Genomic DNA, 25,919 nt, shown 5'->3' with positions numbered 1-25,919 from the left:
CCATGGTCACTCATCGTCGTCTTGCAACGCCGCGTTGACCAGCGCGTCGAGATCCATGTCCGCGATGTCCTTCTCGGTGGTCACCGCCGGGGCCTCCGGCTGCGCCGCGCCCTCGGCCTCGTTGGCCAGCGCGAGCAACAGCTCCAGCACGCCCGCCTGGCGCAGCCGCTTGACCGGAATGGATCCCACCACCCGCTGGATTTCGGCCTCCCCGGGCGCGGCGGCCGGGGCCCGCTGTTCGGCGGTGCCCACGAGTTCGCGGTACATGTAGCCGGCGAGCGCCGCGGAGTTCGGGTAGTCGAAGATCAACGTCGGCGACAGGGCCAGCCCGGTCGCGGACTTGAGCCGGTTGCGCATCTCGACGGCGGTCAGCGAGTCGAAACCGAGCTCCTGGAACGCGCGGTCCGGATCGATGGCCTCGGGGCTCGAACTGCCCAGCACCGTGGCGATGTTGGCCCGCACCAAATCCAGCAGCACCGCCTGCTGTTCGTCTTCGGGCAGCCCCTCGAGGCGCTGCAGCAGAGCCGATTTCGACTTCGCCGCGGCCAGCGAGTCGTCGACCTGGCGCCGCGTCGGCGCGTTGATCAGATCGACGAACATCGGCGGCAGCGTTCCACTGTCGAACTTGACCCGCAGGGCCGCCAGGTCGATATGGGCGGGCAACAGGAACGGCTCGTCGACGATCAGGGCGGTGTCCATCAGGCCCAGCGCCTCATCGGAGGACATCGCGACGATTCCGTCGCGGCCGAAGCGGGCACGGTCGGCGGCACCGAGCGCACCGGTCATGGCGCTGGCCTGATCCCACAGCCCCCACGCCAGCGAGATCGCCGGCAACCCGAGGGTCCGCCGACGCACGGCCAGCCCGTCGAGGAAGGAGTTAGCAGCCGCGTAGTTGGCCTGACCCGACGCGCCCGCCAGGCCGGCCATCGACGAGAACATCACGAACGCCGACACGTCGAGATCCCGCGTCAACTCGTGCAGGTTCCACGCCGCATCGACCTTGGCCCGCAACACCGCATCCACCCGCTCCGGGGTCAGCGACGAGATCACCGCGTCATCGAGCACGCCGGCCGCATGGATCACGCCCGACAGCGGCCGCTGCACCGGGATGTCGGCGAGCACCTTGGCCAGCGCCTCGCGGTCGGCCGCGTCGCAGGCCACCACCTGCACCTGGGCCCCCGCCGCCGACAGCTCGGTCATCAGCTCCGCGGCGCCCGGCGCGTCCAGGCCGCGACGGCTCAGCAGCACCAGGTTGCGCGCACCGTGCCGGGTCACGACGTGGCGGGCCAGCGCCGACCCCGCCATCCCGGTCGCACCGGTGATCAACACGGTGCCGGCCACCCAGGCGTCGGGCATGGTCATCACGACCTTGCCGACGTGGCGGGCCTGGCTCAGGTACCGCAGCGCCGCCGGCGCGCGTCGCACGTCAAACCTGTTGACCGGCAACGGTTGTAGCGTGTCCTCGCCGAACAGCGCCGCCAGCCCGTCGAGCATTTCCTGGATGCGCTCGGGTCCGGCCTCGAAGAGGTCGAAGGCGCGGTAGCGCACGCCGGGATGGTCCCGCGCGACGGCCTCGGGGTCGCGGATGTCGGTCTTGCCCATCTCCAGGAACACCCCGCCCGGGGCAACCAGGCGCAGCGACGCGTCCACGAAATCACCCGACAGCGAGTCGAGCACGACGTCCATCCCGCGCCCGCCGGTGACCGCGCGGAACTTCTCCTCGAACTCCAGGCTGCGCGAATCCGAAATGTGGTCGTCGTCGAAACCCATGGCCCGCAACGTGTCCCACTTGCCGCGGCTGGCGGTGGCGAACACCTCCAGGCCGAAGTGCCGGGCCAGCTGCACGGCGGCCATGCCGACGCCACCGGCGGCGGCATGCACGAGCACCCGCTGACCGGGCTTGACGCCCGCCAGGTCGGCCAGCGCGTAGTACGCGGTGGCGAACACCACCGAAGCCGTCGCCGCGGCGGTGTGTGACCAGCCCGCCGGCACCTTGACCAGCAGCCGCTGGTCCGTCGTGGCGATCGTTCCGGTGCCCTCCGGGAACAGGCCCATGACACGGTCGCCGACCGCGAAACGGCCCGCGCTCGAAGCGATTTCGGACCCGATTTCCACGACGACCCCGGAGGCCTCGATGCCCATCACCGCGTCCGGGTCCGGGTAGAGGCCCAGGGCGATCATCACGTCGCGGAAGTTCGCGGCGAGCGCCGACAGGGCGACCCGCACCTGGCCCGGGCCCAGCGGCGCGTCGGCGTCCGGGATCCGCTCCAACCGCAGATTCTCGATCGTGCCGTAACTGCTCATGCCCAGGCGCCACGGCCCGTCCTCGGGCGGCACCAGAAGGCCGCCGACGGCGCGGCTGCCGTGCACCCGCGCGGTGTAGACGGTCCCGCTGCGCACCAAGACCTGCGGTTCGGCGGCCGCCAAGACCGCGGCCGTCACGTCGGGATCCAACCGCGCGTCGGTGTCGACGAGCACGATCCGGCCGGGGTGCTCGGTCTGCGCCGAGCGCACCAGCCCCCACACCGCCGCACCCGCCAAATCGGTGACGTCCTCCCCCGGCAACGCCATCGCACCCTGGGTCGACACCACCAGCGTGGCCGCGCCCTCGCGGGCCAGCCACGACTGCAGCACCGGCAGCACGGCGCGCGTGGCCGCGTACACGTCCGTCACGACGTCGCCGGCCACCGGTACGGATTCGAACAGCACCGCCGAGCGTTCGGCGCCGCCGTCCGGCGCCGCCAATTCCTCGGCTCCCCAAGCGGATAGCGACACCGGCTGCACCGCGGACACCGGCAGCGCGGACCAGACGACCTCGAAGAGCCGGTCCGGCCCGGAATTGGAGACCGCGGCCAGCAGCTGCTGGTCGGTCACCGGCCGCGCCACCATCGACGCCACGGACAGCACCGGCAGCCCCAACCCGTCGGCAAGCTCGATCGACACGGCCGATTCGCCCACCGGCACGATCCGCGCCCGTACCGCCGCCGCGCCCGCGGCGTGCAGGGACACCCGCTGCCAGGAGAACGGCACCAACATCGAACCCGCGGCCAGCTCACCGCCGTCCGACGCCAGGATCACCGCGTGCAGCGCCGCGTCGAGCATCGCGGGGTGGACCCCGAACCCGGCCGCCGACACCCCGGCGTCCTCGGGCAGCGCGACTTCGGCGAACACCTCGTCGCCGCGGCGCCACATCGACCTCAAGCCGCGGAACGCGGGTCCGTAGCCATACCCACGCTCGGCCAGTTGCTCGTATCCGTCACCGACGTCCAGCGGGACCGCGCCCACGGGCGGCCACGCCGACAGGTCCGCCGCCGGCTGCACCGTCCCCGCGCGCAGCACACCCTCGGCGTACAACGACCACCCGGACCCCGCCTCGGCGCGCGAGAACACCGACACCGCACGGGCGCCCGAGTCGTCCGGGCCGTCGACGACGACCTGCACGGCCACCGACCCCGACGCCGGCAACACCAGCGGCGCCGCCAGATTCAGCTCCTCGACGACCCCGCAGCCCACCTCGTCGCCGGCGCGAATGGCCAGCTCGACGAAACCCGCACCCGGGAACAACACGACGCCGCCGACGGCGTGATCGGCCAGCCAGCCCTGCGCGCTCGGGGCCAGCCTGCCGGTCAGCACCACGCCGCCCGAGGCCGGCAGCTCCACCACCGCGCCCAGCAGCGCGTGCTCGCCGGCGGCCAGCCCCAGTCCGGCGGCGTCGGCCGGGGCGCCGTCGCCGGACAGCCAAAAGCGGCGCCGCTCAAAGGCATACGTGGGCAGTTCCACGAAGCGGGCGCCACCGAGCGCACCGCGCCAGTCCACGTCCATCCCGGCGACGAACCCGTGCGCGACGGCGGTGGCCAGTGCCACCGGCTCCGGGCGTTCCTTGCGCAGCGCGGACATCGAGATCACGGGACTGTCCGCCAGCAATTCCTCGATCGACGCGGTCAGCCCGCTGCTCGGCCCGACCTCCAGGAAGCGGGTGGCGCCGGCCGAATGCACGAAACGCACGCTGTCGGCGAATCGCACCGCCTCCCGCACGTGCCGCTTCCAGTAGGCGGCCGATCCGAAGTCGTCCCCCGCCAGCTGCCCGGTCACGTTCGAGACGATCGGGATGGTGGCCTTGCCGACCGCGAGTCCGCCCGCCACGGTGCCGAATTCGTCGATCATCGGATCCATCAGCGGGGAGTGGAACGCGTGCGAGACGGCGAGCTGGTGGACCCGGCGGCCGTCGGCGCGGAATCGATCGCCGACCGCGGACACGGCCTGCTGCGCACCCGAAACCACTACCGACGCCGGCCCGTTGATCGCCGCGATGCTGACGCTGTCTTGTTGGGAGGGCCCCAGCAGCGGCCGCACTTCCTCCTCGGTGGCCTGCACCGCGACCATCGCCCCGCCGGCCGGCAGCGCCTGCATGAACCGGCCCCGGGCGGCCACCAGCACCGCCGCGTTCTCGAGCGACAGGACACCGGCGACGTGCGCGGCGGACAGCTCGCCGATCGAGTGGCCCAGCACGAAATCGGGCCGGATGCCCCAGGATTCCAGCAGCCGGAACAACGCGACTTCCACCGCGAACAACGCGGGCTGCGCGAATTCGGTGGTGTTCAGGACGCTTTCGTCGTGGCCCCACATGACGTCGCGCAGCGGGCGCAGCAGGTGCTGGTCGAGCTCCGCCACCACGGTGTCGAACGCCTCGGCGAACACCGGGTAGGCGGCGTGCAGGCCCCGGCCCATGCCGAGCAGCTGGGAGCCCTGGCCGGGGAAGACGAAGACGGTCTTGCCCGCCGGTGCGGCGATGCCGCGGATCACCGTGCCGGGCTGGTCCGCGGCCAGATCGTCCAGCCCGGCCAGCAGTCCCTCGCGGTCCTCGCCGACGATGACGGCCCGATGCTCGAAGGCCGACCGGCCCGCCAAAGTCCATCCCACGTCGGCGATGTCGAGCTCGCCGTGGGCACCGACGTGTGCGGCCAGCCGCGCCGCCTGGGCGGTCAGCGCGCCCGCCGACTTTGCCGACACCACCCACGGCACCACAGGGAGCGCCGGGCCGGGTTCGCGCTGGGTGGCGTCGGGCCCAGCCTCGATGATCACGTGCGCGTTGGTGCCGCTGATGCCGAACGACGACACCCCCGCCCGCCTGGCGCGACCACCCGGCCAGGGCCGCGGCTCTGTCAGCAAGGAGACCGCACCCATTGACCAATCCACGTGCGGGCTGGGTTCGTCGACATGCAGTGTCGCCGGGAGCATTTCGTGGCGCATCGCCTGCACCATCTTGATCACCCCGGCGACACCGGCGGCGGCCTGGGTGTGGCCCATGTTCGACTTGATCGACCCCAGCCACAGTGGCTCACTGCGATCCTGACCGTAGGTCGCCAACAATGCCTGCGCCTCGATCGGATCGCCCAGCGTGGTCCCGGTGCCGTGGCCCTCGACCGCGTCCACCTCCGCCGCCGACAGCCCGGCGTTAGCCAGCGCCGCGCGCACCACCCGCTGCTGCGAGGGACCATTGGGCGCGGTCAACCCGTTCGACGCGCCGTCCTGATTGACCGCGCTGCCCCGCACCACCGCCAGCACCGGGTGACCCAGCCGCCGCGCATCCGACAACCGCTCCACCACCAGCATGCCGCCGCCCTCGGAGAATCCGGTGCCGTCGGCCGCGCCCGCATACGCCTTGCAGCGGCCGTCCGGGGACAGCCCGCGCATGCGGCTGAACTCCACGAAGATGTCGGGCGTCGCGTTGACGGTGACGCCGCCGGCCAAGGCCAGGTCGCATTCGCCCGCGCGCAGCGACCGCACCGCCATGTGCAGCGCCACCAACGACGACGAACACGCCGTGTCCACCGACACCGCCGGGCCCTCCAGACCGAGCGCGTACGACACCCGGCCCGAGGCCACGCTCGTCGACTGCCCGGTCAACCGGAAGCCCTCCGCGGCCGACGCGGCGCCCATGCCGTAGCCCTGCGTATACACCCCGGCGAACACGCCGGTGGCGCTGCCGCGCAACCCGCCGGGCTCGATTCCCGCGCGCTCCAAGGCTTCCCAGGACAATTCGAGGAACAGGCGCTGCTGCGGATCCATGGCCAGTGCCTCGCTGGGGGCGATGCCGAAGAACGCGGGATCGAAATCGGCGACACCGTCCACGAAGCCGCCGGAGCGGGTGTTGCACGTGCCCGGGACGTCGGGGTCCGGGTTGTACAGCCCGGCCAGGTTCCAACCGCGATCGGTCGGGAATTCGGAGAGCACGTCGCGCCCCTCGGTGAGCATGTCCCACAGGTCGTCGGGGGAATTCACCCCGCCCGGGTAGCGGCACGACATGCCGACGATCGCGATCGGATCGTCGTCTGTGGCGTGAACGACCGGGGCGTGCCTGATTTCCTGTGGCACGCCGGCGAGTTCGGTACGGATGTAGCTCGCCAGGCCGTTGGGTGTCGGGTAGTCGAAGATCAGCGTGGGCGAAAGGGCCAGTCCGGTGGCGGTTTTGAGCCGGTTGCGCATTTCGACGGCGGTCAGCGAGTCGAAGCCCAGCTCCTGGAACGCCCGGTCGGGGTCGATCGCGTCGGCGGGGGTGTTGCCGAGCACGGTGGCGATGTGCGAGCGCACCAGGTCCAGCAGCAGGGCGTGCTGCTCGGCCTCGGGCAGCCCCTGCAGGCGGTGGGCGAGCGCCGATTTGGATTTCGCGGCCGCCAGCGAGTCGTCGACCCGGCGCCGCGTCGGCGCGCTGACCAAGTCGGCGAACATGGGGGGAACCGCGACGGCGTGGGCGCGCAGCGCGGCCAGATCGATGCGGGCGGGCGCCACGAACGGTTCGTCGACGATCAGTGCGGTGTCGAAGAGCTCCATCGCCTCGGCCGAGGACAGGGCGAGGATCCCGTCGCGGCCCAGCCGGGCGCGGCCGGCGGCGTCCAGCCCGCCGGTCATGGCGCTGGCCTCGTCCCACAGCCCCCACGCCAGCGAGATCGCGGGCAGCCGGTGCGCCCGCCGGTGCGCGGCCAGCCCGTCGAGGAAGGAGTTGGCCGCCGCGTAGTTGCCCTGGCCCGACGAGCCCACCAGCCCGGCCATCGACGAGAACATGACGAACGCCGACAGATTCGCCTCGCGGGTCAATTCGTGCAGGTTCCACGCCGCGTCGACCTTGGCCCGCAGCACCGCGTCGACGCGCTCGGGCGTCAGCGAGGTGATCATCGCGTCGTCCAGCACGCCCGCGGCGTGCACGACGCCGGAGAGCGGCCGGTGCGCCGAAACATCGGCGATCACCCGCGCCAGGGCGTCACGGTCGGCCGCGTCGCAGGCCACCACCCGGACCCGGGCACCGCCGGCCTCCAGCTCGGCGATCAATTCGGCCGCGCCGGGCGCGTCCGCGCCGCGGCGGCTCAGCAGCACCAGATCCCGAACACCGTGCCGGGCCACCAGGTGACGGGCCAGCGTGGACCCCGCCATGCCGGTCCCGCCGGTGATCAGCACGGTGCCGGAGGCGAGCCCGGCACCGGGCGCTGTAGGCAGAGTCATGACGACCTTGCCGATGTGCTTGGCCTGGCTCAGATACCGCAGCGCGGTGCGGGCGCGCCGCACGTCGAAGGCCGTGACGGGCAACGGTTTCAGGACGCCGGAATCGAAGAGCCCGGCGAGCTCGATCATCCACTGATGCATCCGGGGACGGCCGGGCTCGAACAGGTCGAAGGCGCGGTACCGTATGCCCGGGTATTCCCGGGCGATCGCGCCCGGATCGCGGATGTCGGTCTTGCCCATCTCCAGGAAGATGCCGCCGGGGGCGACCAGCCGCAGCGAGGCGTCGACGAATTCGCCGGCCAGCGAGTCCAGCACCACGTGCATGCCCCGGCCGTCAGTGGCCGAGCGGAACTTCTCCTCGAATTCCAGGCTGCGCGAGTCGGCGATGTGGTCGTCATCGAAACCCATGGCCCGCAACGTGTCCCACTTGCCGCGGCTGGCGGTCGCGAACACCTCGAGGCCCAGATGCCGGGCCAGCTGAACGGCGGCCATCCCCACGCCACCGGCGGCGGCGTGCACCAGCACCCGCTGGCCCGGCCTGACCTCGGCCAGGTGGATGAACGCCATGTACGCGGTGGTGAAAACCGCCGAGATGCCGGCGGCTTCGGCGTAGGACCAGTCGGCGGGCATCGGCTGCAGCAGGCGGACGTCGCCGGGCACCAGCGTGCCGCTGCCGTCGGGAAAGAAGCCGTACACCGAATCGCCGATCGCGAACTCCGTGACCCCCGGCCCGACCTCGACCACCACGCCGGCGCCTTCGCCGCCGAGCAGGGCGTCGTGGGTGAACATGCCCAGGGTGATCATGACGTCGCGGAAGTTGGTGGCGATGGCGCGCAGCGCGACGCGAACCTGACCGGGCTCCAGGGGGGCGTCGGCGTTGGGCACCGGCTCGAGTTGCAGGTTCTCGAAGGTGCCCGCGCTGCTGAGCCCGAGGCGCCACGGCCCGCCGGCGGGGGGCGTCATAATGCCGTCGACCGCACGGCTGCCGCGCACCCGCGCGGTGTAGGCCTTGCCGTCGCGCAACAGCACCTGCGGCTCACCGGCGGCGAGGGCGGTGGCCAGCGCGCTATCGTCAAGCGCCGCATCGGAATCCACCAGCACGATGCGTCCGGGATGCTCGGTCTGCGCCGACCGCACCAGCCCCCACACGGCCGCGCCCGCCAAGTCGGTGACGTCCTCACCGGCCAGCCCCACCGCGCCCCGGGTGGCCACCACCAGCACCCCGGTGTCGCGCTCGGTCAGCCAGGACCGCACGGCGGCCAGCGCCCGGTGCGTGCGCTCGTAGGCTGCCGCCACCGGGCCGTCGCCGCACGCACCGGACTCGAACACTTCGTGTGGGGGAAGCCCGGCGTGGCCGGCCGTCGTGGCGGCCGGCGACCAGGTCACCTCGAACAGCCGGTCCGGACCCGCCTCCGACACCGCCGCGCGCAGTTGCCGTTCGCTGATCGGACGCACCGCCATCTTCCGCACCGAGAGCACCGGCAATCCCAGCCCGTCGGCGAGCTCGATGGAGACCGCCGAACTGCCCGCCGGCGCGAGGCGCGCGCGCACCGCAGAGGCGCCGGCCGCGTGCAGGGACACGCCCTGCCACGAGAACGGCAACACCACTTCGTCGGCGTGGCCGCCGATTTGGTGGCCCATCGCCAACGCATGCATCGCCGCGTCGAGCAACGCGGGGTGCACGCCGAATCCACTGACGCCCCCGGCGGCGTCGGGGAGCCGCACCTCGGCGAACACCTCGTCGCCGCGGACCCACGTCGCGACCAATCCGTGAAACGCGGGGCCGTAGCCGTACCCGCGCGCGGCCAACCGCTCGTAGCCGTCGGCCGCGTCGACCGCGACGGCGCCCTCCGGCGGCCACACCGCCAGCTCCGCGTCCGGCTCGACCGAGCCCGGGCTCAGCCTTCCCTCGGCGTGGCACACCCAGCCGGCGCCGGCGTCGAGGCGCGAAAAGATCGACACGCTGCGCTGGCCGGTTTCTTCTGCGGCTCCCACCACCACCTGCACGGCGACCGAACCGGACCCGGAATCCTTGGCCGGCAACATCAACGGCGCGAGCAGGGTCAGTTCGTCGACCGTCGAGCACCCGACCTCGTCGCCGGCCCGGATCGCCAGCTCCACGAAGCCGGCGCCCGGGAACACGACGACACCGGACACCGCGTGATCGGCCAGCCAGCCCTGCAGGCCGGGCGACAACCGGCCCGTCAGCACCACCCCGCCCGACGCCGGCAACTCGACGACCGCGCTCAGTAGCGGGTGCTCGCTGGCGCCCAGGCCCAGGCCCGCGGCGTCGGCGGCGACGCCTTCCCCGGACAGCCAAAACCTGCGGCGGTCAAAGGCATACGTCGGCAGCTCGACGAAGCCGGCCCCGTCGAGCACACCGCGCCAGTCCACGCTCACGCCGGCCACGAACGCGGTGGCCGCCGAGGCAAAGAACCGATCCAGGCCGCCGTCGTCGCGGCCCAGCGTGGGCACGACGGTCGCTTCGGCGCCGTCGGTGCCGGCCAGGCAGTCGTTGGCGGTGTCCTCGATCCCGGCGATCAGCGCGGGGTGGGGGCTGGATTCGATGAACGCCCGGAAGCCGTGCTCGCACGCGCTGCGCACCGCCTGGTCGAACTGGACGGTCTGGCGGATGTTGCGGTACCAGTACTCGGCGTCCAAGCCCGCTGTGTCCAAACGGTTTCCGGTCACCGTGGAAAAGAAGGCGGTGCGCGACGAGCGTGGCTCGATCCCGGTCAGCGCCTCGGCGAGGTCGCCGCGAATCGCCTCGACCTCCACCGAATGCGAGGCGTAGTCCACGTCGATGCGCCGGGTGCGCAGCTCCAGGTCGGCGCAGAAGCCGGCGAGTTCGTCCAGCGCGGCCACGTCACCGGACACCACGACCGCGGCCCGCCCGTTGACGGCGGCGATGCTGACGCGATTTCCGTAGGGCGCCAACAACTCCCGGGCCCGCTCGGTGCTGCACGCGATGGACAGCATGCCCCCGGGCCCGGCCAGCGACCGCAGCAGCTTGCTGCGCAGCGTGACCACCCGCGCGGCGTCCCGCAGGGACAGCGCGCCGGCGACATACGCCGCGGCGATCTCGCCTTGCGAGTGCCCGATCACCGCGTCGGGGCCGACCCCGACCGACTTCCACAGCTCGGCCAGCGACACCATCACGGCAAACAGCACCGGCTGCACGACGTCGACTCGGTCCAGGCCCGGAGCCCCCGACGCGCCGCGCAGGACGTCGGTCAGCGACCAGTCCACGAATTCGGCGAAGGCTGCCTCGCACGCCTGGATCTGTTCCGCGAATACCGGTGCGGTGTCGAGCAATTCGATGCCCATGCCCAGCCATTGGGAGCCCTGGCCCGGGAACACGAAGACGGTCTTGCCCGCGGCCGCGGCGGCGCCGCGGAGCACCGAGACGGGATCGCCCCCGGCCAGCTCGTCCAGCCCCGCCAGCAACCGGTCCCGGTCGCCGCCGACCACCACCGCGCGATGCTCGAAAGCCGACCGGCCCGCCAGCGTCCACGCCACGTCGGCGATGTCGAGCTCGCCGTGGGCGCGCACATGTGCGGTCAGCCGGGCGGCCTGAGACTCCAACGCCGTCAACGACTTTGCCGACACCACCCACGGCACCACGGGGAGCGCCGGGCCGGCTTCCCGCGGCCCCGAGACCGGCCCGGCCTCGACGATCACGTGGGCGTTGGTGCCGCTGATCCCGAACGACGACACCCCGGCCCGGCGGGGGTGGTCCCGCTCCGTCCAGGGCCGCGATTCGGTCAGCAGTGACACGGCGCCCGCCGACCAATCCACGTGCGGGCTGGGCTGATCCACGTGCAGGGTCGCCGGCAAAGTCTCGTGGCGCATCGCCTGCACCATCTTGATCACCCCGGCGACACCGGCGGCGGCCTGCGTGTGGCCCATGTTCGACTTGATCGACCCCAGCCACAGCGGCTCACTGCGATCCTGACCGTAGGTCGCCAGCAGCGCCTGGGCCTCGATCGGATCGCCCAGCGTGGTCCCGGTGCCGTGGCCCTCGACCGCGTCCACCTCCGCCGCCGACAGCCCGGCGTTAGCCAGCGCCGCGCGCACCACCCGCTGCTGCGAGGGACCATTGGGCGCGGTCAACCCGTTCGACGCGCCGTCCTGATTGACCGCGCTGCCCCGCACCACCGCCAGCACCGGGTGACCCAGCCGCTGCGCATCCGACAACCGCTCGACCACCAGCATGGCCCCGCCCTCGGACCAGCCGACCCCGTCGGCCGCGCCGGCGTACGCCTTGCAGCGGCCGTCGGGCGCCAGGCCGCGGTGCCGGCTGAACTCCACGAACACCGTCGGCGTGGCGTTCACGGTGGCACCGCCGGCCAGCGCCAGGTCGCACTCCCCCGTCCGTAGCGACTGCACCGCCATGTGCAGCGCCACCAGCGACGACGAACACGCCGTGTCCACCGACACCGCCGGGCCCTCCAGCCCCAGCACATAGGACACCCGTCCCGAGGCCACGCTGGAGGTCATGCCGGTGAGCCGGTAGCCCTCGATCTCCTCGGCCAGCATGCCGTAGCCCTGGACGATGAGCCCGGCGAACACCCCCGTGGCGCTGCCCCGCAGCCCGCCCGGGTCGATCCCGGCCCGCTCCAGGGCCTCCCACGACAGCTCCAGCAACATCCGGTGCTGCGGGTCCATCGCCAGCGCCTCGCTGGGCGCGATCCCGAAGAACGCGGGGTCGAAGTCCGCGACGCCGTCGACGAAGCCGCCGGTGCGCGCGTAGGTCTTGTGGCGCGCGTCGGGATCGGGATCGAACAGGCCGGCCAGGTCCCAGCCGCGGTCGGTGGGGAACTCGGTGATCACGTCGCGGCCGTCGGCCACCATCCGCCACAGGTCGTCGGGGGTTTCGACGCCCCCGGGGAAGCGGCACGACATGCCGACGATGGCGATCGGCTCGCTCGAGCGCTCCAGCAGCGCACGATTGGTGCGCTTCAGGCGTTCCACCTGGACCAGCGCTTTGCGCAGCGCTTCGGTCGCATGCTGGAGTTGATCCGCCATCCCTAACCTCGCCTAACCCTCACCTGGCATTTTGGCCGTCGTGTCACCGCCGGATGCGGCCGTTGCCGAGCGCCCTCGCCGAGTCACGGAATTTGCCGCACGAGCCGGGGCCGTGGTTTTTCCGACCAGCGTCGTGCCGCTGTTCGACCCAAGAATGTCGCTGGTGAGTATGGCCAACTCCGGCAGGATTTCAAAACGCCCGATGCTCCCGACTTCTCACCGAGGACCGGCCTGGAGAAATGGATGCGCGTGTACGCCCGCGCACGACTGGCCCGCCGCCCATGGCGCGACTGTACCCGGCGATCCATCGCTGGTGGTCAAAGCCGGGTTTCAAACCAGATCAGACACCCGCGCGGCGCCAGCCGTCGGCGGCGCGGGCGGTCCGGATCAGCACGTCGCACAGGTCGCGCAGTTCGGTCGGCGGCGCCCCTTCGTCGAGCGCGGTCGCGACGTCCTCGGCGGCGCATCGGACCTGATAGACCCGATCCGAGAGGTCGGCCGCGTCGTCGGCGGACAACACCACCGCGTCGGCGGGCACGGCCCCGGTGTCACCCCGGTTGAGCGCGGCCCGCTGCTCGTAGGCGCGTTGCCGGCAGGATTGCCGGCAGTACTGGCGGCGACGGCCCATCCCGGCGTCGGTCACGTCCCGGCCACACCAGCGGCACGGCTGGGGGTGGGCGCGGCGGGTCACGCCTGCCGACTTTAGTCGGACGCGTTCGATAGTCCCGTATCATGGAAGGTCGCGTCGCGTATGCCGCGTGTCGGCATGGGAACTACGCAGACCGTCATAACGTTTGCTAACCGGGACAGAACTGCATCACTGTCAACAGCCTTAAGAAAGCCCAAAGAACTAGAGGAGTAGCACGCATGGCCGATCGCGTCCTGAGAGGCAGTCGCCTTGGAGCCGTGAGCTACGAGACCGACCGCAACCACGACCTCGCGCCGCGCCAGATCGCGCGGTACCGCACCGAGAACGGCGAGGAGTTCGAGGTCCCGTTCGCCGACGACGCCGACATCCCCGGCACCTGGCTGTGCCGCAACGGGATGGAGGGCACCCTGATCGAGGGTGACCTGCCCGAGCCGAAGAAGGTCAAGCCGCCGCGCACGCACTGGGACATGTTGCTGGAGCGCCGCACCGTCGACGAGCTCGAAGAACTGCTCAAAGAGCGCCTCGAGCTGATCAGGTCGCGCCGCCGCGGCTAACCGAGCCCGCTCTTAAGTGCGGTTGTCGGCCCGCGTGGCGTCCCGGCGCGCCCGGCGCCCCTCGACGCCCCACCGGGTGACCTTGACCAGCGCCTCGCGAATGTTGGACCCGCTCATCTTGGAGACGCCCAGTTCCCGCTCGGTGAAGGTGATCGGCACCTCGGCGATCACGAACCCGTTGCCGACGGTGCGCCAGGTCAGGTCGATCTGGAAGCAGTAGCCCTTGGAGTCCACCGCCTCGAGGCCGATCGCCTCGAGCACCTCGCGGCGGTAGGCGCGGTAGCCGGCGGTGATGTCGTGGACGCCGATGCCCAGCGCCAGCCGCGCGTAGGTGTTGGCCGTCCAGGACAGCGCCCAGCGCCGCCACGGCCAGTTCCGCACGGCGCCCCCCTCGACGTAGCGGGAACCGATGGCCAGGTCGGCCCCGGCGTCGACGGCGTCCAGCAGCAGGTGCAGCTGCTCGGGGGCGTGGCTGCCGTCGGCGTCCATCTCGACGAGCACCGCGTAGTCACGGCTGAGGCCCCACGCGAAGCCGGCCAGGTACGCCGCGCCCAGGCCGTCCTTGGCGGTGCGGTGCAGCACGTGAGTGCGGCCGGGATCGGCCGCGGCCAGCTCGTCGGCGAGCTGACCGGTGCCGTCGGGGCTGCTGTCGTCGACGATCAGCAGGTGCACGGCGGGGCACGCGTCCTTCAGCCGCCGGTGGATGACCGGCAGGTTTTCCCGTTCGTTGAACGTGGGGATGATCACCAGGACGCGCTCGCTGGGACGGTTGCCCGCGGCCCGGGGCGCCGGCTGGCCGGTGGTCATGTAGCTCCTTTGTCGTCACTGTCTCGCCCGGCATCGGGTCGGCCGCCCTGTTCGGGCGGGGTGTCGTGCGCAGTTTCCGTGTCGCCCTCGTCGGGCGGGGGTTCGCCCGGGGGCGTGGCGGCATCTTCGGATTCACCGCGCGGCCCGGACCTCAGGCGAACCGGACGCGCGAACCATCCATTGTGCCGTATCCCCACCAGAATGGCCGCTCCGGCCGCGGCCACCAAAATCCACTGCACGATCGGGCCCCATCGGGTCGCCGGCGTCAGCTTCGTCTTGAGGCGCACCGGCATGTCCAGGTAGGCGGGCTCGAAGAAGTCCGTGCGCACCAGCTCGGCGCCGTCCGGGGCGATGACCGCGCTGATCCCGGTGGTGCCGGCGACCACCACGTAGCGGTCGTGCTCGACCGCCCGGACCTTGGCGAACGCCAGCTGTTGTTCGCTCATCGTCTTGTTGAAGGTGGCGTTGTTGCTCGGCACGGCCAGCACCTGGGCGCCGTTGAGCACGGCCTTGCGCGGGGCCCGGTCGAAGATCACCTCCCAGCAGGTGGACACGCCGAGCGGCACCCCGGCGATGTGCACCACGCCGCTGCTCTTGCCGGGCACCATGTGGCCGGCGCGGTCGGCGTAGCCGGACAGGTGCTTGAACAGCCACGGCATCGGCAGGTACTCGCCGAACGGCTGCACGATTTCCTTGTCGTGGCGGTCGGCCGGTCCGGTGACCGGGTTCCAGACGATCACGGTGTTGGTGTACTGCGACGTTTCCGGGGTGCGGCCGGGCACGTCGGCCACGGTGCCGACCAGTATCGGCGCGCCGATCGCGGCGACGGCCCGCGCGACCTGTTCGGCGGCGTCGGCGTTGGCCAGCGGGTCGATGTCCGACGAGTCCTCCGGCCAGATCACGAACTGGGGCTGGGGGGCCAGGCCCGAACGCACGTCCTCGGCCAGCCGCAGGGTCTCGCGGACGTGGTTGTCCAGCACCGCCCGGCGCTGCGCGTTGAAGTCGAGGCCCAGCCGCGGCACGTTGCCCTGCACCACCGCGACGGTGACCGGGGGCTCGCCGCCGGACCCCGCGCCGGCGTGGCGCACCTGCGGCCACACGACGACGGCGGCGAACAGCACCAGGCAGATGCAGATCCCCGGCAGCACCACGGCGGGCGGTTGTGCGTCCTCGCCGGTGCGCGCCCGGGGGCCGGCCTTCCACCACGTCGCGATCTCCAGCGCGATCGCGGTCGCGCTGAACCCCACCAGCGTGATCGCCGCGGACAGCAGCGCGACTCCCCCGAGCTGGACCAGCGGCAGCAACGGGCCCTGCGTCTGACCGAACGCCACCGCGCCCCAGGGGAAGCCGCCGAACGGGAGGGTCGACTTCAGCCACTCCTGAGCCGCCCACACCAGCGCGAACCAGATCGGCCACCCGGGCAGCCGCCGCACCACCACGGCGCACAGGCCGAAGAGGGCGGGGAACAGCGCGCACGTCGTCGCCAGCACCAGCCAGGGCACGGCGCCCACCAGCGTGCTGATCCACGGCAGCAGCGGCAGGTAGAAGGCCAGCCCGAACAGGAACCCGTAGCCGAAGCCGCCGGCGAGCGTGGTGGCCGGATGCATCAGCACCCAGCCCAGCAGCGCGGCGGCGACGACGGCGGCCCACCACCAGTTCAGGGCCGGGAAGCTGGCGTACAGCAGCCAACCGCCGGCGACGGCGAGCAGCAGCCGGGGCAGCCGGGGCCGCAGCGCCGCCCACACCCCGGGCAGTCGCGCGATGACGGCGGCGACCAGCGCGGCCAGCGCGCGGCGCGCCGCGGCGCCCACCCGGGCGGGCAGCCCGGGCGCCGCGGCGGGCTCGGACTCGGGCTCGTCGGGGGGCTCCTCGTCGTGGCGTTCCGGCTCGTCGGCCGCCGGGGTGGCCTCCGGGTCGTCGTCGGGTCGCTCGTCGCTGCCGAACCCGTCGCTAGCCATGGATGACAGCGCCTCGGTGCACGGTTCGACGGCAGCGCGGCAGGGCGTCGGCCGGACCCAGCCGCGGCAGCGCGGGCACCCGGGAACGCGGATCGGTGGACCAGCGCTGGACGGCATCGCGCGGCGCGTGGACGTCCAGGGGGCCGGCGTCCCACACCGCATAGGAGGCCGGCGCGCCGGGGACGAGGGTCCCCGCGTGGCCGTCGCGGACGCCGCCGGCCCGCCAGCCGCCGCGGGTGGCCGCCGCGAACGCGGCCCGCGCCGACACCGCGCTGCCCGGGGTCTGATGGTTGACCGCCGCGCGCACGCTCAGCCACGGGTCAAGGCCCGTCACCGGGGCGTCGGAACCGAGCGCGAGGGGCACGCCTTGGGATGCTAACAGCGCAAGTGGGTTGAGTCGGCGGCCTCGTTCGGCGCCGAGCCGGCGGGCGTACATGCCGTCGGCGCCGCCCCACAGCGCGTCGAAGTTGGGTTGCACGCTGGCGATGACGCCCCACGCGCCGAGCTTGGCGGCCTGGTCGGCGGTGACCATCTCCACGTGCTCGAGGCGGTGCCCGCAGCGGGCGACCGCGGTCACCCCGAGGTCCGCGACGACCCGTTCCAGCGCGCCGACCGCCGCCGCGACCGCGGCGTCGCCGATGACATGGAAACCCGCCGTCGCCCCCGCCTCGGTGCAGGCCCGCACGTGGGCCTCGACGGCGTCGGGATCCAGGTAGCAGGTGCCGGCGCACCCCGGGGCGTCGGCGTACGGCTCGTGCAGCCACGCGGTGCGCGACCCCAGCGCCCCGTCGACGAACAGGTCACCGGCCAGCCCCCGGGCCCCCGTCTCGTCGATCAGCGCGCGCGCCCGTTCGGCCGTGGTGACCGCCTCGCCCCAATAGCCGACCACCTCGACGCCGTGCTCGAGGTCGCGCAGGCGCAGCCAGTCGTCGAGGCCGCCGATGTCGGGGCCCGCGCATTCGTGCACCGCGACGATGCCGGCCGCGGCGGCCGCGTCCAGCGCGGCCGTGCGGGCCTCGGCCAGCTGTCCGGGGGTGAGCAGGTCGCGGGCGACGGCCCGGACCAGGTGGTGGGCGTCGCCGACCAGCGGCCGCTCGGGGGCGAAACCGGCCGCCGCTTGCAGGTGCGGGACCAGCCGCCGCAGCCCCGTAGAGGCCAGCGCCGAGTGGACGTCGACGCGGGCCAGGTAGGCGGGCCGGTCGCCCACGGCCGCGTCCAGGTCGGCGGTGCTCGGCGGCGCGTTCTCCGGCCACGACGACTCGTCCCAGCCGTGCCCCCACACCACGCTGCCCGGGTGGGCGGCCGCGTGGTCGGCGAGCATCCGCAGGCACTCGGCGCGTGACGTGGCTTGCCGCAGGTCCAGGCCGCTGAGCGTCAGGCCGGTCGCGGTCAGGTGGATGTGGCTGTCCACGAATCCCGGCGCGACGAAGCCGCCGTCGAGGTCCTCGACGTCGACGCCCGGGAACTGGCTACGCCCGACGTCGTCGCTGCCCAGCCACGCGACGACGCCGCCGCGGACCGCCATGGCGGTCGCGTCGGGGTGGCTCGGGCTATGGATCCGGCCATTGACCAGCAGCGTGGTCGGCGTGTCGCTCACAGGCCAAAACTACGGGCGATCAATCCCAGCCAGGGTGCCCCGGGTATCCGCCGCGCGCGTCGTTCGGCAGGGCGGGCGGCTCGAAGTCCCGGACGTCGACGACCTCGCCGTCGATGTAGTCGGGCCGGTGGTCGCGCTCGCGCGACGAGTTGATCAGCGGCATCCGCCGCCGCACCCCGCGCACCGCGAACGCGGCCAGCCCGGGGCGCGCGACCGCGCGGATCGGCGGCACCAGCAGCAACACGCCCAGCGCCGTGGTGACCACCCCCGGAACAAGGACCAGGACGGTGGCCAGCGTGACCAGCGCGCCGTCGCTCGCCGCGCGATGCGGATCGGTCAGCCCGGAGCGCAAGTGCCCGATCTGCCGGACGAGGTGCGAGCCCGCCATCGGCGCCAGCAGGCCCCAGCCGAGCACGAAGGTTCCCGCCAGGACCAGCAGCGTCCAGCCCCATCCGACGATAGACACCAGCGCGATGACCGCCGCCAGCTCGGCGACGGCGTAGATCAACAACAGCCGCGACACCATGTCATGCCAACGCCCGCGGGGCGCCGCCGAGTTCCCCTGGTGGTGGCGATCCAGGCTGCAGTTAGATGACGGTATGACGACGATTCAGATCGACACGCCCGACGGACCGATCGACGCGCTGCTCAACGTTCCCGAGGGACAGGGCCCGTGGCCCGGTGTGGTGGTGATCCACGACGCGTTCGGCTACGGCCGCGACAAGAAATCGACCAACGAACGCATCGCGCGCGCCGGCTACGTGGCGCTCACCCCGAACATGTACGCGCGCGGTGGCCGCATCCGCTGCATCACCCGGGTCATGAAGGAGCTGCAGACGCAGCGCGGGCGCGCCCTCGACGACATCCTGGCGGCCCGCGACCACCTCAAGGCGATGCCCGAATGCTCCGGGCAGGTGGGCATCGCGGGGTTCTGCATGGGCGGGCAGTTCGCCATCCTCATGTCGCCCAAGGGTTTTGGGGCCTCGGCGCCGTTCTACGGCACACCCCTGCCGCGCCAGCTCGACGAGGTCCTCGACGGCGCGTGCCCGATCGTCGCCAGCTTCGGCGGCCGCGACCCCCTCGGGAAGGGTGCGCCGGAGAAATTTCGCGAAGCGGCCGAGGCCAAGCAGGTGACCACCGACATCAAGGTGTACCCCGGCGCCGGGCACAGTTTCGCCAACACGCTGCCGGCCCAGCCGCTGCTTCGCGTCGCGGGTTTCGGCTACGACCACGCCGCCACCGAGGACGCGTGGAGCCGGATCTTCGCGTTCTTCGGCGAGCACCTGGCGGCGACGACGTAGTCTGCATCACTTGAGTTTTCGCGACACGACGGACGCGAAGGTGTGCGTGTCGCCGGGCCAGCGCGCGGACACGTAGTCGCCGTCGTCGACGACGAACGCCGGCCGCGAGTCGGTGGCGGCGTCGCGCATCATCCCGGAGGACTTCAGCCGCCAGTGCGGCGAGCCGCGGGCCACGTCGCGGAAGTCCGCCGGATCCGCAAGGGCGCGAGTCACTTCCGCCTGCACGGACATGTAGCCGCCCGGCTGACCGGGCTCCTCGGTATACGTCCGGTAGTAGTCGCGGTCCCAGAAGCGCGTGATGCGGGTGAGCCGCCAGGCCAGGCGCTCCATCGCCCAGGTCAGCGCCGTGGTCTTGCGCCCGTGCAGCACCGAGCGGCCGGTGGTCGGGTCGACGCTGCGCGCGGCGAGCAGCACGCCGTGACAGATCGCGGCCACGATCAGCCCGCGGGCGAAGGCATCGACGACGAGCCGCTGCAGGATGTCGCTCTCGATGTAGTTGCGCATGCCGCGCGCGCGGTGTCCCCCGGGCAACAGCAGCGCGTCGACGCCGTCCAGGGACGCCTGCGCCCAGGCGACGGGATGCTGAAACTCCGCTGATTGCAGCATGTCCCGGTACGCGCCGCGACCGTCGGCGTTGGCCCGCAGCGCCAGCCCGACGAGCCGAACCCGTCCCAGCACCGGTAGGGCGGACCAGGCGTCCAGGCCGCGGCCGGTCACCATGATGCCGTCGGCCGCCCCGGGCGCGCCCGTCTCGGTGGCGAAGACCACGCGGTGGCCGTCGCGCGTCAGCACCCGCCAGCTCACCGCGACCTCGGTCGGGTCGAAGTCACGGTCCGGAATCGGGATGACGACGGTGCCCATTTGGCCTGAATGCCCTAGCCCGGCGCGACTTTGAGCTCGAGTCCGACGTTGTTCTGCATGCCGCCGCGCAGCTTGCTGACGAAATTGAACACCTTGCCCACGATGCCGTAGCGCCGGCCGATCGCGTCGTACACGGCGGCCGTCTCCGACTTGTCGAGTATCGCCGCCGTGCCCTCGACGGGCTCGCTCGTCGGGCGACCGCCCATGGTGCAGGTGGCCAGCGTCACGCGGGGCGTGTTGCGGATCCGCTTGACCTTCCACGACTTTGCCTCGGTGATGACGAGCAGCCGGTCCCCGTCGGCCGCGGCCCAGATCGGAACCGGCTTGGGCCGGCCGTCCTTGGTGAAGGTGGTCAGCAGGATGTACCGCGCCTTGGCGAGGTCGGCGAACGTCGGCGTCACGGTGTCAACCTACCCCGCCGACGCAACGTTGACATTCGCATCGCTTGGCTGCGATAGTCGTCAGGCGTTAAACGAAAACCTAATTTTCATTTAAGCGAAGCGGGAAGGCGTGGGAGACCCGAAGAAGCCGCATGCGACGGGACGGCCCGGCGCCCTGGGTGCCCGTCGTACGCGGCGGCGCGACAAACTGAGTCCCGACCCGACGGTGCGCCGCGAAATCCTGGCCGCCGCGTCGGCGACGCTGCGGGAGCGGGGAATGCGGGCGCTCAGCGTCGGCGCGGTACTTGACCGGACCGGGTTGGGCACCCGCGCGTTCTATCGACATTTCGGCTCCAAGGACGAGCTGGTGACCGCGCTGTTCCTGGACATGGCCCGGGTGGAGGAGCGGCGACTGCGACGCCGAATGGCGGCCGCTGCCACCGAAATCGACGCGGTCGCGACGTGGATCGACGGCCGGCTGGACCTGGCATTCGACGAGACCACCAAATCCGGTTTGCGCCGCGCGTCGCTGGAGGCCCAATCGCAGATGTTCGCCTCCCCCGGCCTGGTCCAGCCCGCGTACGAACTGCTGCTGAAGCCCCTGGCCGAAGTTCTGCACCGCGGCGTGCAAAGCGGAGTGTTCCGTCACATCGATCCCGTGACCGGCGCCCAAGCCATCCACGCCGTGGTGTGGGCGAGCATCGAGCGGCAATGGCGGACCGGCGAATGTGACCGCGACACCGTTCGGCAAGGCGCGCTTCGTTTCTGCTTGGGCGGCCTCGGCGTGCCGGCGGAAGAGATAGTCCACTGTTAGCAACGCACACCATCTGAGAAGGAGACGTCGATGGATCTGGGTTTCGCGGGCTCGACGGCCGTGGTCACGGGCGGCAGCAAGGGCATGGGTCTGGCGATCGCCGAAACCCTTGCGGCCGAGGGAGCACGCGTGGCGGTGATGGCCAGAGGCCAGGGGGCGCTCGACGCCGCCGTGACAACGCTGCGCGACGCGGGCGCTCCCGATGCCGTGGGGATCAGCGTGGATATGGCTGACGCCGACTCCATCGCCGATGGCTTCGCCGCGGTCGCCGACCGTTGGGGGCAACTCAACAGCCTCGTCCACACGATCGGGCCGGGCGACGGCTACTTCGAGCAGCTGGACGATACCCAATGGGACGAAGCGTTCACGCTCGGCACGATGTCGGCCGTGCGATCGATCCGCGCCGCGTTGCCGCTGCTGCGATCGGCGGATTGGGCCCGCATCGTGACGCTGTCAGCGCACTCGATTCAGCGGCAGAACCCGCGCATCGTCGCCTATACGGCGTCGAAGGCGGCGCTGGCCAGCGTCACCAAGAACCTGTCGAAAAGCCTTGCCGGGGAGGGTATCCTGGTCAATTGCGTGTGCCCAGGCACCATCGTGACTGCGAGCTTCACCGAAGTGCTCAAGGGGATCCTCGCCGCCGACGGCCTCGATGCCACCGATCCGGTCGACGTCATGACCTGGATCGACAACAACTTTCACCAGCCCTGCGACCTCGGTCGCGCCGGACTTCCCGAGGAGGTCGCGTCCATTACCGCCTACCTGGCGTCGCGGCGCAACGGGTATGTCACCGGCGCCACGGTGAACGTGGACGGCGGGTCCGACTTCATTTAGTAGGCCGAGCAGACGCAAAAGCACCCGACACGCCGTGGAAATAGGTGCTTTTGCGTCTGCTCACCCTTCTAAGGTGCCCTCGGTTTCCAGCAGCGCCTGGCGCAGCCCGTCGAGCGTTTCCGGTTGCGGGTCGGCCCACATGCCGCGCCCCGCGGCCTCGAGCAGCCGCTCGGCCATGCCGTGCAGCGCCCAGGGATTGGATTCCGCCATGAACTTGCGGTTTTCGGCGTCCAGCACGTAGCGCTCGGTGAGTTGTTCGTACATCCAGTCGGCCATCACGCCCGCGGTGGCGTCGTAGCCGAACAGGTAGTCGACGGTCGCGGCCATCTCGAACGCGCCCTTGTAGCCGTGCCGGCGCATCGCCGCGATCCAGCGCGGGTTGACCACGCGGGCGCGGAAAACGCGGGTGGTCTCCTCCGACAGGGTGCGGGTGCGGATCGCGTCGGGCCGGGTGTTGTCGCCGATGTAGGCCGCCGGCGCCTGCCCGGTCAGCGCGCGCACCGTGGCGACCATGCCGCCGTGGTATTGGAAGTAGTCGTCGGAGTCGGCGATGTCGTGTTCGCGGGTGTCGGTGTTCTTGGCGGCCACCGCGATGCGCCGGTACTGAAGGTTCATATCCTCAGTGGCGGGTCGGCCTTCCAACCCGCGCCCGTAGGCGAATCCCCCCCAGGCGGTGTAGACCTGAGCGAGATCGGCGTCGTCGCGCCAGTTGCGGCTGTCGATCAGCTGCAGCAGGCCGGCGCCGTAGGTGCCGGGCTTGGACCCGAAAATCCTTGTGGTGGCGCGCCGCTGATCGCCGTGCTGGGCCAGGTCGGCCTGGGCGTGCGCCCGCACATAATTGTCCTCGGCGGGCTCGTCGAGGTCGGCGACCAGCCGCACTGCGTCGTCGAGCATGGTCACGACGTGTGGGAACGCGTCGCGGAAGAACCCGGAGATCCGCACGGTCACGTCGATGCGCGGGCGGCCGAGCTCGGGCAGCGGGATCGCGTCCAGGCCGACGACGCGCCGCGACGCGTCGTCCCAGACCGGCCGAACGCCCAGCAGCGCAAGGACTTCGGCGATGTCGTCGCCGGCCGTGCGCATCGCCGAGGTCCCCCACACCGACAGTCCGACCGATTGCGGCCAACGCCCGTGATCGGTGCGATACCTGGTCAGCAGCGAATCCGCCAGCGCCACACCGGCTTCCCAGGCCAGCCGCGACGGGATCGCCTTGGGGTCCACCGAGTAGAAGTTGCGCCCGGTGGGCAGGACGTTGACCAGCCCGCGCAGCGGTGACCCCGACGGCCCGGCGGGAATGAACCGCCCGTCCAAAGCCCGCAGCACCTGGTCGATCTCGGCGGCGCTGCCGGCCAGCCGCGGCACCACCTCGGTGGCCGCGAACCGCAGCACCGCCGCGACGCCGGGATTGTCGGTGAGCCGGCCGGCGGCGTCGGGGTCCCAACCGGTGGCCTGCAACGCCGCGACCAACTCGCGGGCCGCGGTCTCGGCGGCATCCACGGCGGCGCGCTCGTCGGTGCCGTCCTCGGCCAACCCCAGGGCCTCCCGCAAACCGGGCAGGACGTGCTCGCCGCCGAATAGCTGACGCGCGCGCAGGATGGCCAGCACCAGGTCGAGTTCGGCCTCCCCCGTTGGCTTTTGACCCAGCACGTGCAGGCCGTCCCTGATCTGGGCGTCCTTGATCTCGCACAGCCACCCGTCGACATGCAGGATCATGTCGTCGAACGCATCCTCTTCCGGCCGCTCGGTCAGCCCCAGGTCGTGGTCCATCCTGGCGGCGCGGATCAGTGTCCAGATCTGCTGGCGGATGGCGGGCAGCTTGCCGGGGTCCAGCGCGGCGACGGTGGCGTGCTCGTCGAGCAGCTGCTCCAAACGGGCAATGTCGCCGTAGGTTTCGGCGCGGGCCATCGGCGGGATGAGGTGGTCGACCAGCACGGCGTGGGCGCGGCGCTTGGCCTGGGTGCCCTCGCCGGGGTCGTTGACCAGGAACGGGTAGATCATCGGCAGGTTGCCCAGCGCCGCGTCGGGCCCGCAGGCCGCCGACATGCCCAGCGTCTTACCGGGCAGCCACTCCAGGTTGCCGTGCTTGCCCAGGTGCACGACGGCGTGGGCGCCAAACCCCGCGTCCAGCCAGTGGTAGGCGGCCAGGTAGTGGTGGCTGGGCGGCAGGTCGGGGTCGTGATAGATGGCCACGGGGTTCTCCCCGAAGCCCCGGGGCGGCTGGACCATCAGGACCAGGTTGCCCGCCCGCAGGGCGGCGACGACGATCTCGCCGTCGGGGTCGGCGCCGCGGTCGACGAACAGGTCCCCGGGTGGGGGGCCCCAATGCCGGACGACGGCATCGGTGAGTTCGGCCGGCAGGGTCGCGAACCAGGCCCGATAGTCCTTGGCGGACACCCGGATCGGGTTGCCGGCCAGCTGGCCGTCGGTGAGCCAGTCGGGGTCCTGCCCGCCGCGTTCGATCAGCGCGTGGATCAGTGCGTCGCCGTCGCCGGCGTCGACACCGGGCAGTTCGCCCACCCGGTAGCCGTGCTCGCGCATCGCCCGCAGCAGCGCCACCGCGCTGGCCGGGGTGTCCAGTCCCACCGCGTTGCCGATGCGGGCGTGTTTGGTGGGGTAGGCCGAAAACACCACGGCGACACGCTTTTCGGCGGGAGGGACGTGGCGTAGCCGCGCGTGCCGGATGGCCAGGCCCGAGACGCGCGCGCAGCGCTCGGGGTCGGCGACATAGGAGATGAGCCCGTCGCCGTCGATCTCCTTGAACGAGAAGGGCACCGTGATGATGCGGCCGTCGAATTCGGGGACCGCCACCTGGCTGGCCACGTCGAGTGGGGACAGACCGTCGTCGTTGTCGCGCCAGTGCTCGCGGGGGCTGGTCAGGCACAGGCCCTGCAGGATCGGAATATCCAGGGCCGCAAGGTGTTCGACGTTCCAGCTGTCGTCCTCGCCGCCGGCCGCCGCCGTCGCGGGTCGCAGGCCGCCGGCGGCCAGCACGGTGACCACCATGGCGTCGGCGCCGGAAAGCCGTTGCAGCAGTTCGGGTTCGGCGGTGCGCAGCGAGGCGCAGTAGACGGGCAGCGGTCGGCCTCCGGCGTCCTCGATGGCCGCACACAGCGACTCGATGTAGGCGGTGTTGCCGGCCAGCTGCTGGGCGCGGTAGTACAGGACCGCGATCGTCGGGCCGCCGGTCTCCCTGGCATGCGGCCGCGATAGCTCGCCCCAGGTGGGGGTCACCACGGGCGCGCTGAACCCGAACCCGGTCATCAGCACGGTGTCCGAGAGGAAGGCGTGCAGCTGGCGCAGGTTCTCCACGCCGCCGTGGGCCAGGTAGATGTGCGCCTGCACCGCGATGCCGGCCGCGAGCGTGGACAGGCCGGTCAGCTCAGCGTCGGCGGCCTGTTCGCCGCTGACCAGCACCGTCGGGACACCGCTGGCGATCAGCGCGTCGATGCCGTCCTGCCAGGCGCGGTAACCGCCGAGGATGCGCACCACCGCGATCGAGGCACCGGCCAGCAGCTCCGGCAGCACGTCCTCGGACAGCCGCGACGGGTTGGCCCACCGGTAGTTCTTGCCGCTGGAACGGGCGCTGATCAGGTCGGTGTCGGACGTCGACAGCAGCAGGATGGTCGGCTCAGCCACCCG

11 protein-coding genes and 1 pseudogene are annotated in these 25,919 nt (G+C 71.8%); 4 read left to right on the top strand and 8 right to left on the bottom strand.

From position 1 onward, the window contains the following. Window positions 1–6 precede the first annotated feature (6 nt). Both AC5Y4Z_RS18220 and AC5Y4Z_RS18215 read right to left on the bottom strand, forming a co-directional pair. Window positions 7–12,525, bottom strand: coding sequence for a type I polyketide synthase (locus AC5Y4Z_RS18220; protein ID WP_499965883.1), 12,519 nt, complete (start codon window positions 12,523–12,525; stop codon window positions 7–9). A gap of 340 nt (window positions 12,526–12,865) precedes the next feature. Next, window positions 12,866–13,216, bottom strand: a complete 351-nt coding sequence (locus AC5Y4Z_RS18215) for a hypothetical protein (protein WP_499965882.1) — start codon at window positions 13,214–13,216, stop codon at window positions 12,866–12,868. Between the two features lie 176 nt (window positions 13,217–13,392). On the opposite strand from AC5Y4Z_RS18215, the gene rbpA reads away from it, so the two are divergent. Then, window positions 13,393–13,728: an RNA polymerase-binding protein RbpA gene (rbpA, locus tag AC5Y4Z_RS18210; RefSeq protein WP_499965881.1), complete on the top strand. Its 336-nt coding sequence runs from the start codon at window positions 13,393–13,395 to the stop codon at window positions 13,726–13,728. Between the two features lie 12 nt (window positions 13,729–13,740). Here the strand turns inward: rbpA and lnt are convergent. From lnt to AC5Y4Z_RS18195, 3 genes and pseudogenes are all read right to left on the bottom strand, one after another. Further along, window positions 13,741–16,493: pseudogene (gene lnt / locus AC5Y4Z_RS18205) on the bottom strand (apolipoprotein N-acyltransferase). After that, a complete protein-coding gene (locus AC5Y4Z_RS18200; protein ID WP_499965974.1) occupies window positions 16,486–18,018 on the bottom strand; it encodes an amidohydrolase in 1,533 nt (510 codons plus the stop codon). The pseudogene lnt and the gene AC5Y4Z_RS18200 overlap by 8 nt, the downstream one beginning before the upstream one ends. A 91-nt stretch (window positions 18,019–18,109) precedes the next feature. Further along, a complete protein-coding gene (locus tag AC5Y4Z_RS18195; protein ID WP_499965879.1) occupies window positions 18,110–18,616 on the bottom strand; it encodes an FxsA family protein in 507 nt (168 codons plus the stop codon). 73 nt (window positions 18,617–18,689) lie between these two features. Here AC5Y4Z_RS18195 and AC5Y4Z_RS18190 point away from each other — a divergent pair, with 73 nt between their 5' ends. Beyond that, on the top strand, window positions 18,690–19,391 hold the full coding sequence (locus tag AC5Y4Z_RS18190; protein WP_499965877.1) for a dienelactone hydrolase family protein: 702 nt from the start codon (window positions 18,690–18,692) through the stop codon (window positions 19,389–19,391). Between the two features lie 6 nt (window positions 19,392–19,397). On the opposite strand, the gene AC5Y4Z_RS18185 is transcribed toward AC5Y4Z_RS18190, so the two are convergent. Both AC5Y4Z_RS18185 and AC5Y4Z_RS18180 read right to left on the bottom strand, forming a co-directional pair. Next, a complete protein-coding gene (locus AC5Y4Z_RS18185) occupies window positions 19,398–20,252 on the bottom strand; it encodes a type 1 glutamine amidotransferase domain-containing protein (RefSeq protein ID WP_499965875.1) in 855 nt (284 codons plus the stop codon). A 14-nt stretch (window positions 20,253–20,266) separates the two neighbouring features. Continuing rightward, the gene (locus tag AC5Y4Z_RS18180; protein ID WP_499965874.1) at window positions 20,267–20,653 is read right to left on the bottom strand and encodes a PPOX class F420-dependent oxidoreductase; all 387 of its coding nucleotides are present in this window, start codon (window positions 20,651–20,653) and stop codon (window positions 20,267–20,269) included. 109 nt (window positions 20,654–20,762) lie between these two features. On the opposite strand from AC5Y4Z_RS18180, the gene AC5Y4Z_RS18175 reads away from it, so the two are divergent. Together AC5Y4Z_RS18175 and AC5Y4Z_RS18170 are read left to right on the top strand one after the other, a co-directional pair. After that, the gene (locus AC5Y4Z_RS18175) at window positions 20,763–21,446 is read left to right on the top strand and encodes a TetR/AcrR family transcriptional regulator (RefSeq protein WP_499965873.1); all 684 of its coding nucleotides are present in this window, start codon (window positions 20,763–20,765) and stop codon (window positions 21,444–21,446) included. A gap of 30 nt (window positions 21,447–21,476) precedes the next feature. Further along, window positions 21,477–22,280, top strand: coding sequence for an SDR family NAD(P)-dependent oxidoreductase (locus AC5Y4Z_RS18170; RefSeq protein WP_499965872.1), 804 nt, complete (start codon window positions 21,477–21,479; stop codon window positions 22,278–22,280). A 60-nt stretch (window positions 22,281–22,340) separates the two neighbouring features. Here AC5Y4Z_RS18170 and cobN read toward each other — a convergent pair whose 3' ends face one another. Continuing rightward, a complete protein-coding gene (cobN, locus tag AC5Y4Z_RS18165; RefSeq protein WP_499965871.1) occupies window positions 22,341–25,916 on the bottom strand; it encodes a cobaltochelatase subunit CobN in 3,576 nt (1,191 codons plus the stop codon). Window positions 25,917–25,919 lie beyond the last annotated feature (3 nt).

It is taken from the genome of Mycobacterium sp. NGS63 (genome assembly GCF_059812295.1).
Note: the sequence above shows the minus strand (reverse complement) of the source record. Positions and strands in the feature narration are given on the sequence as shown.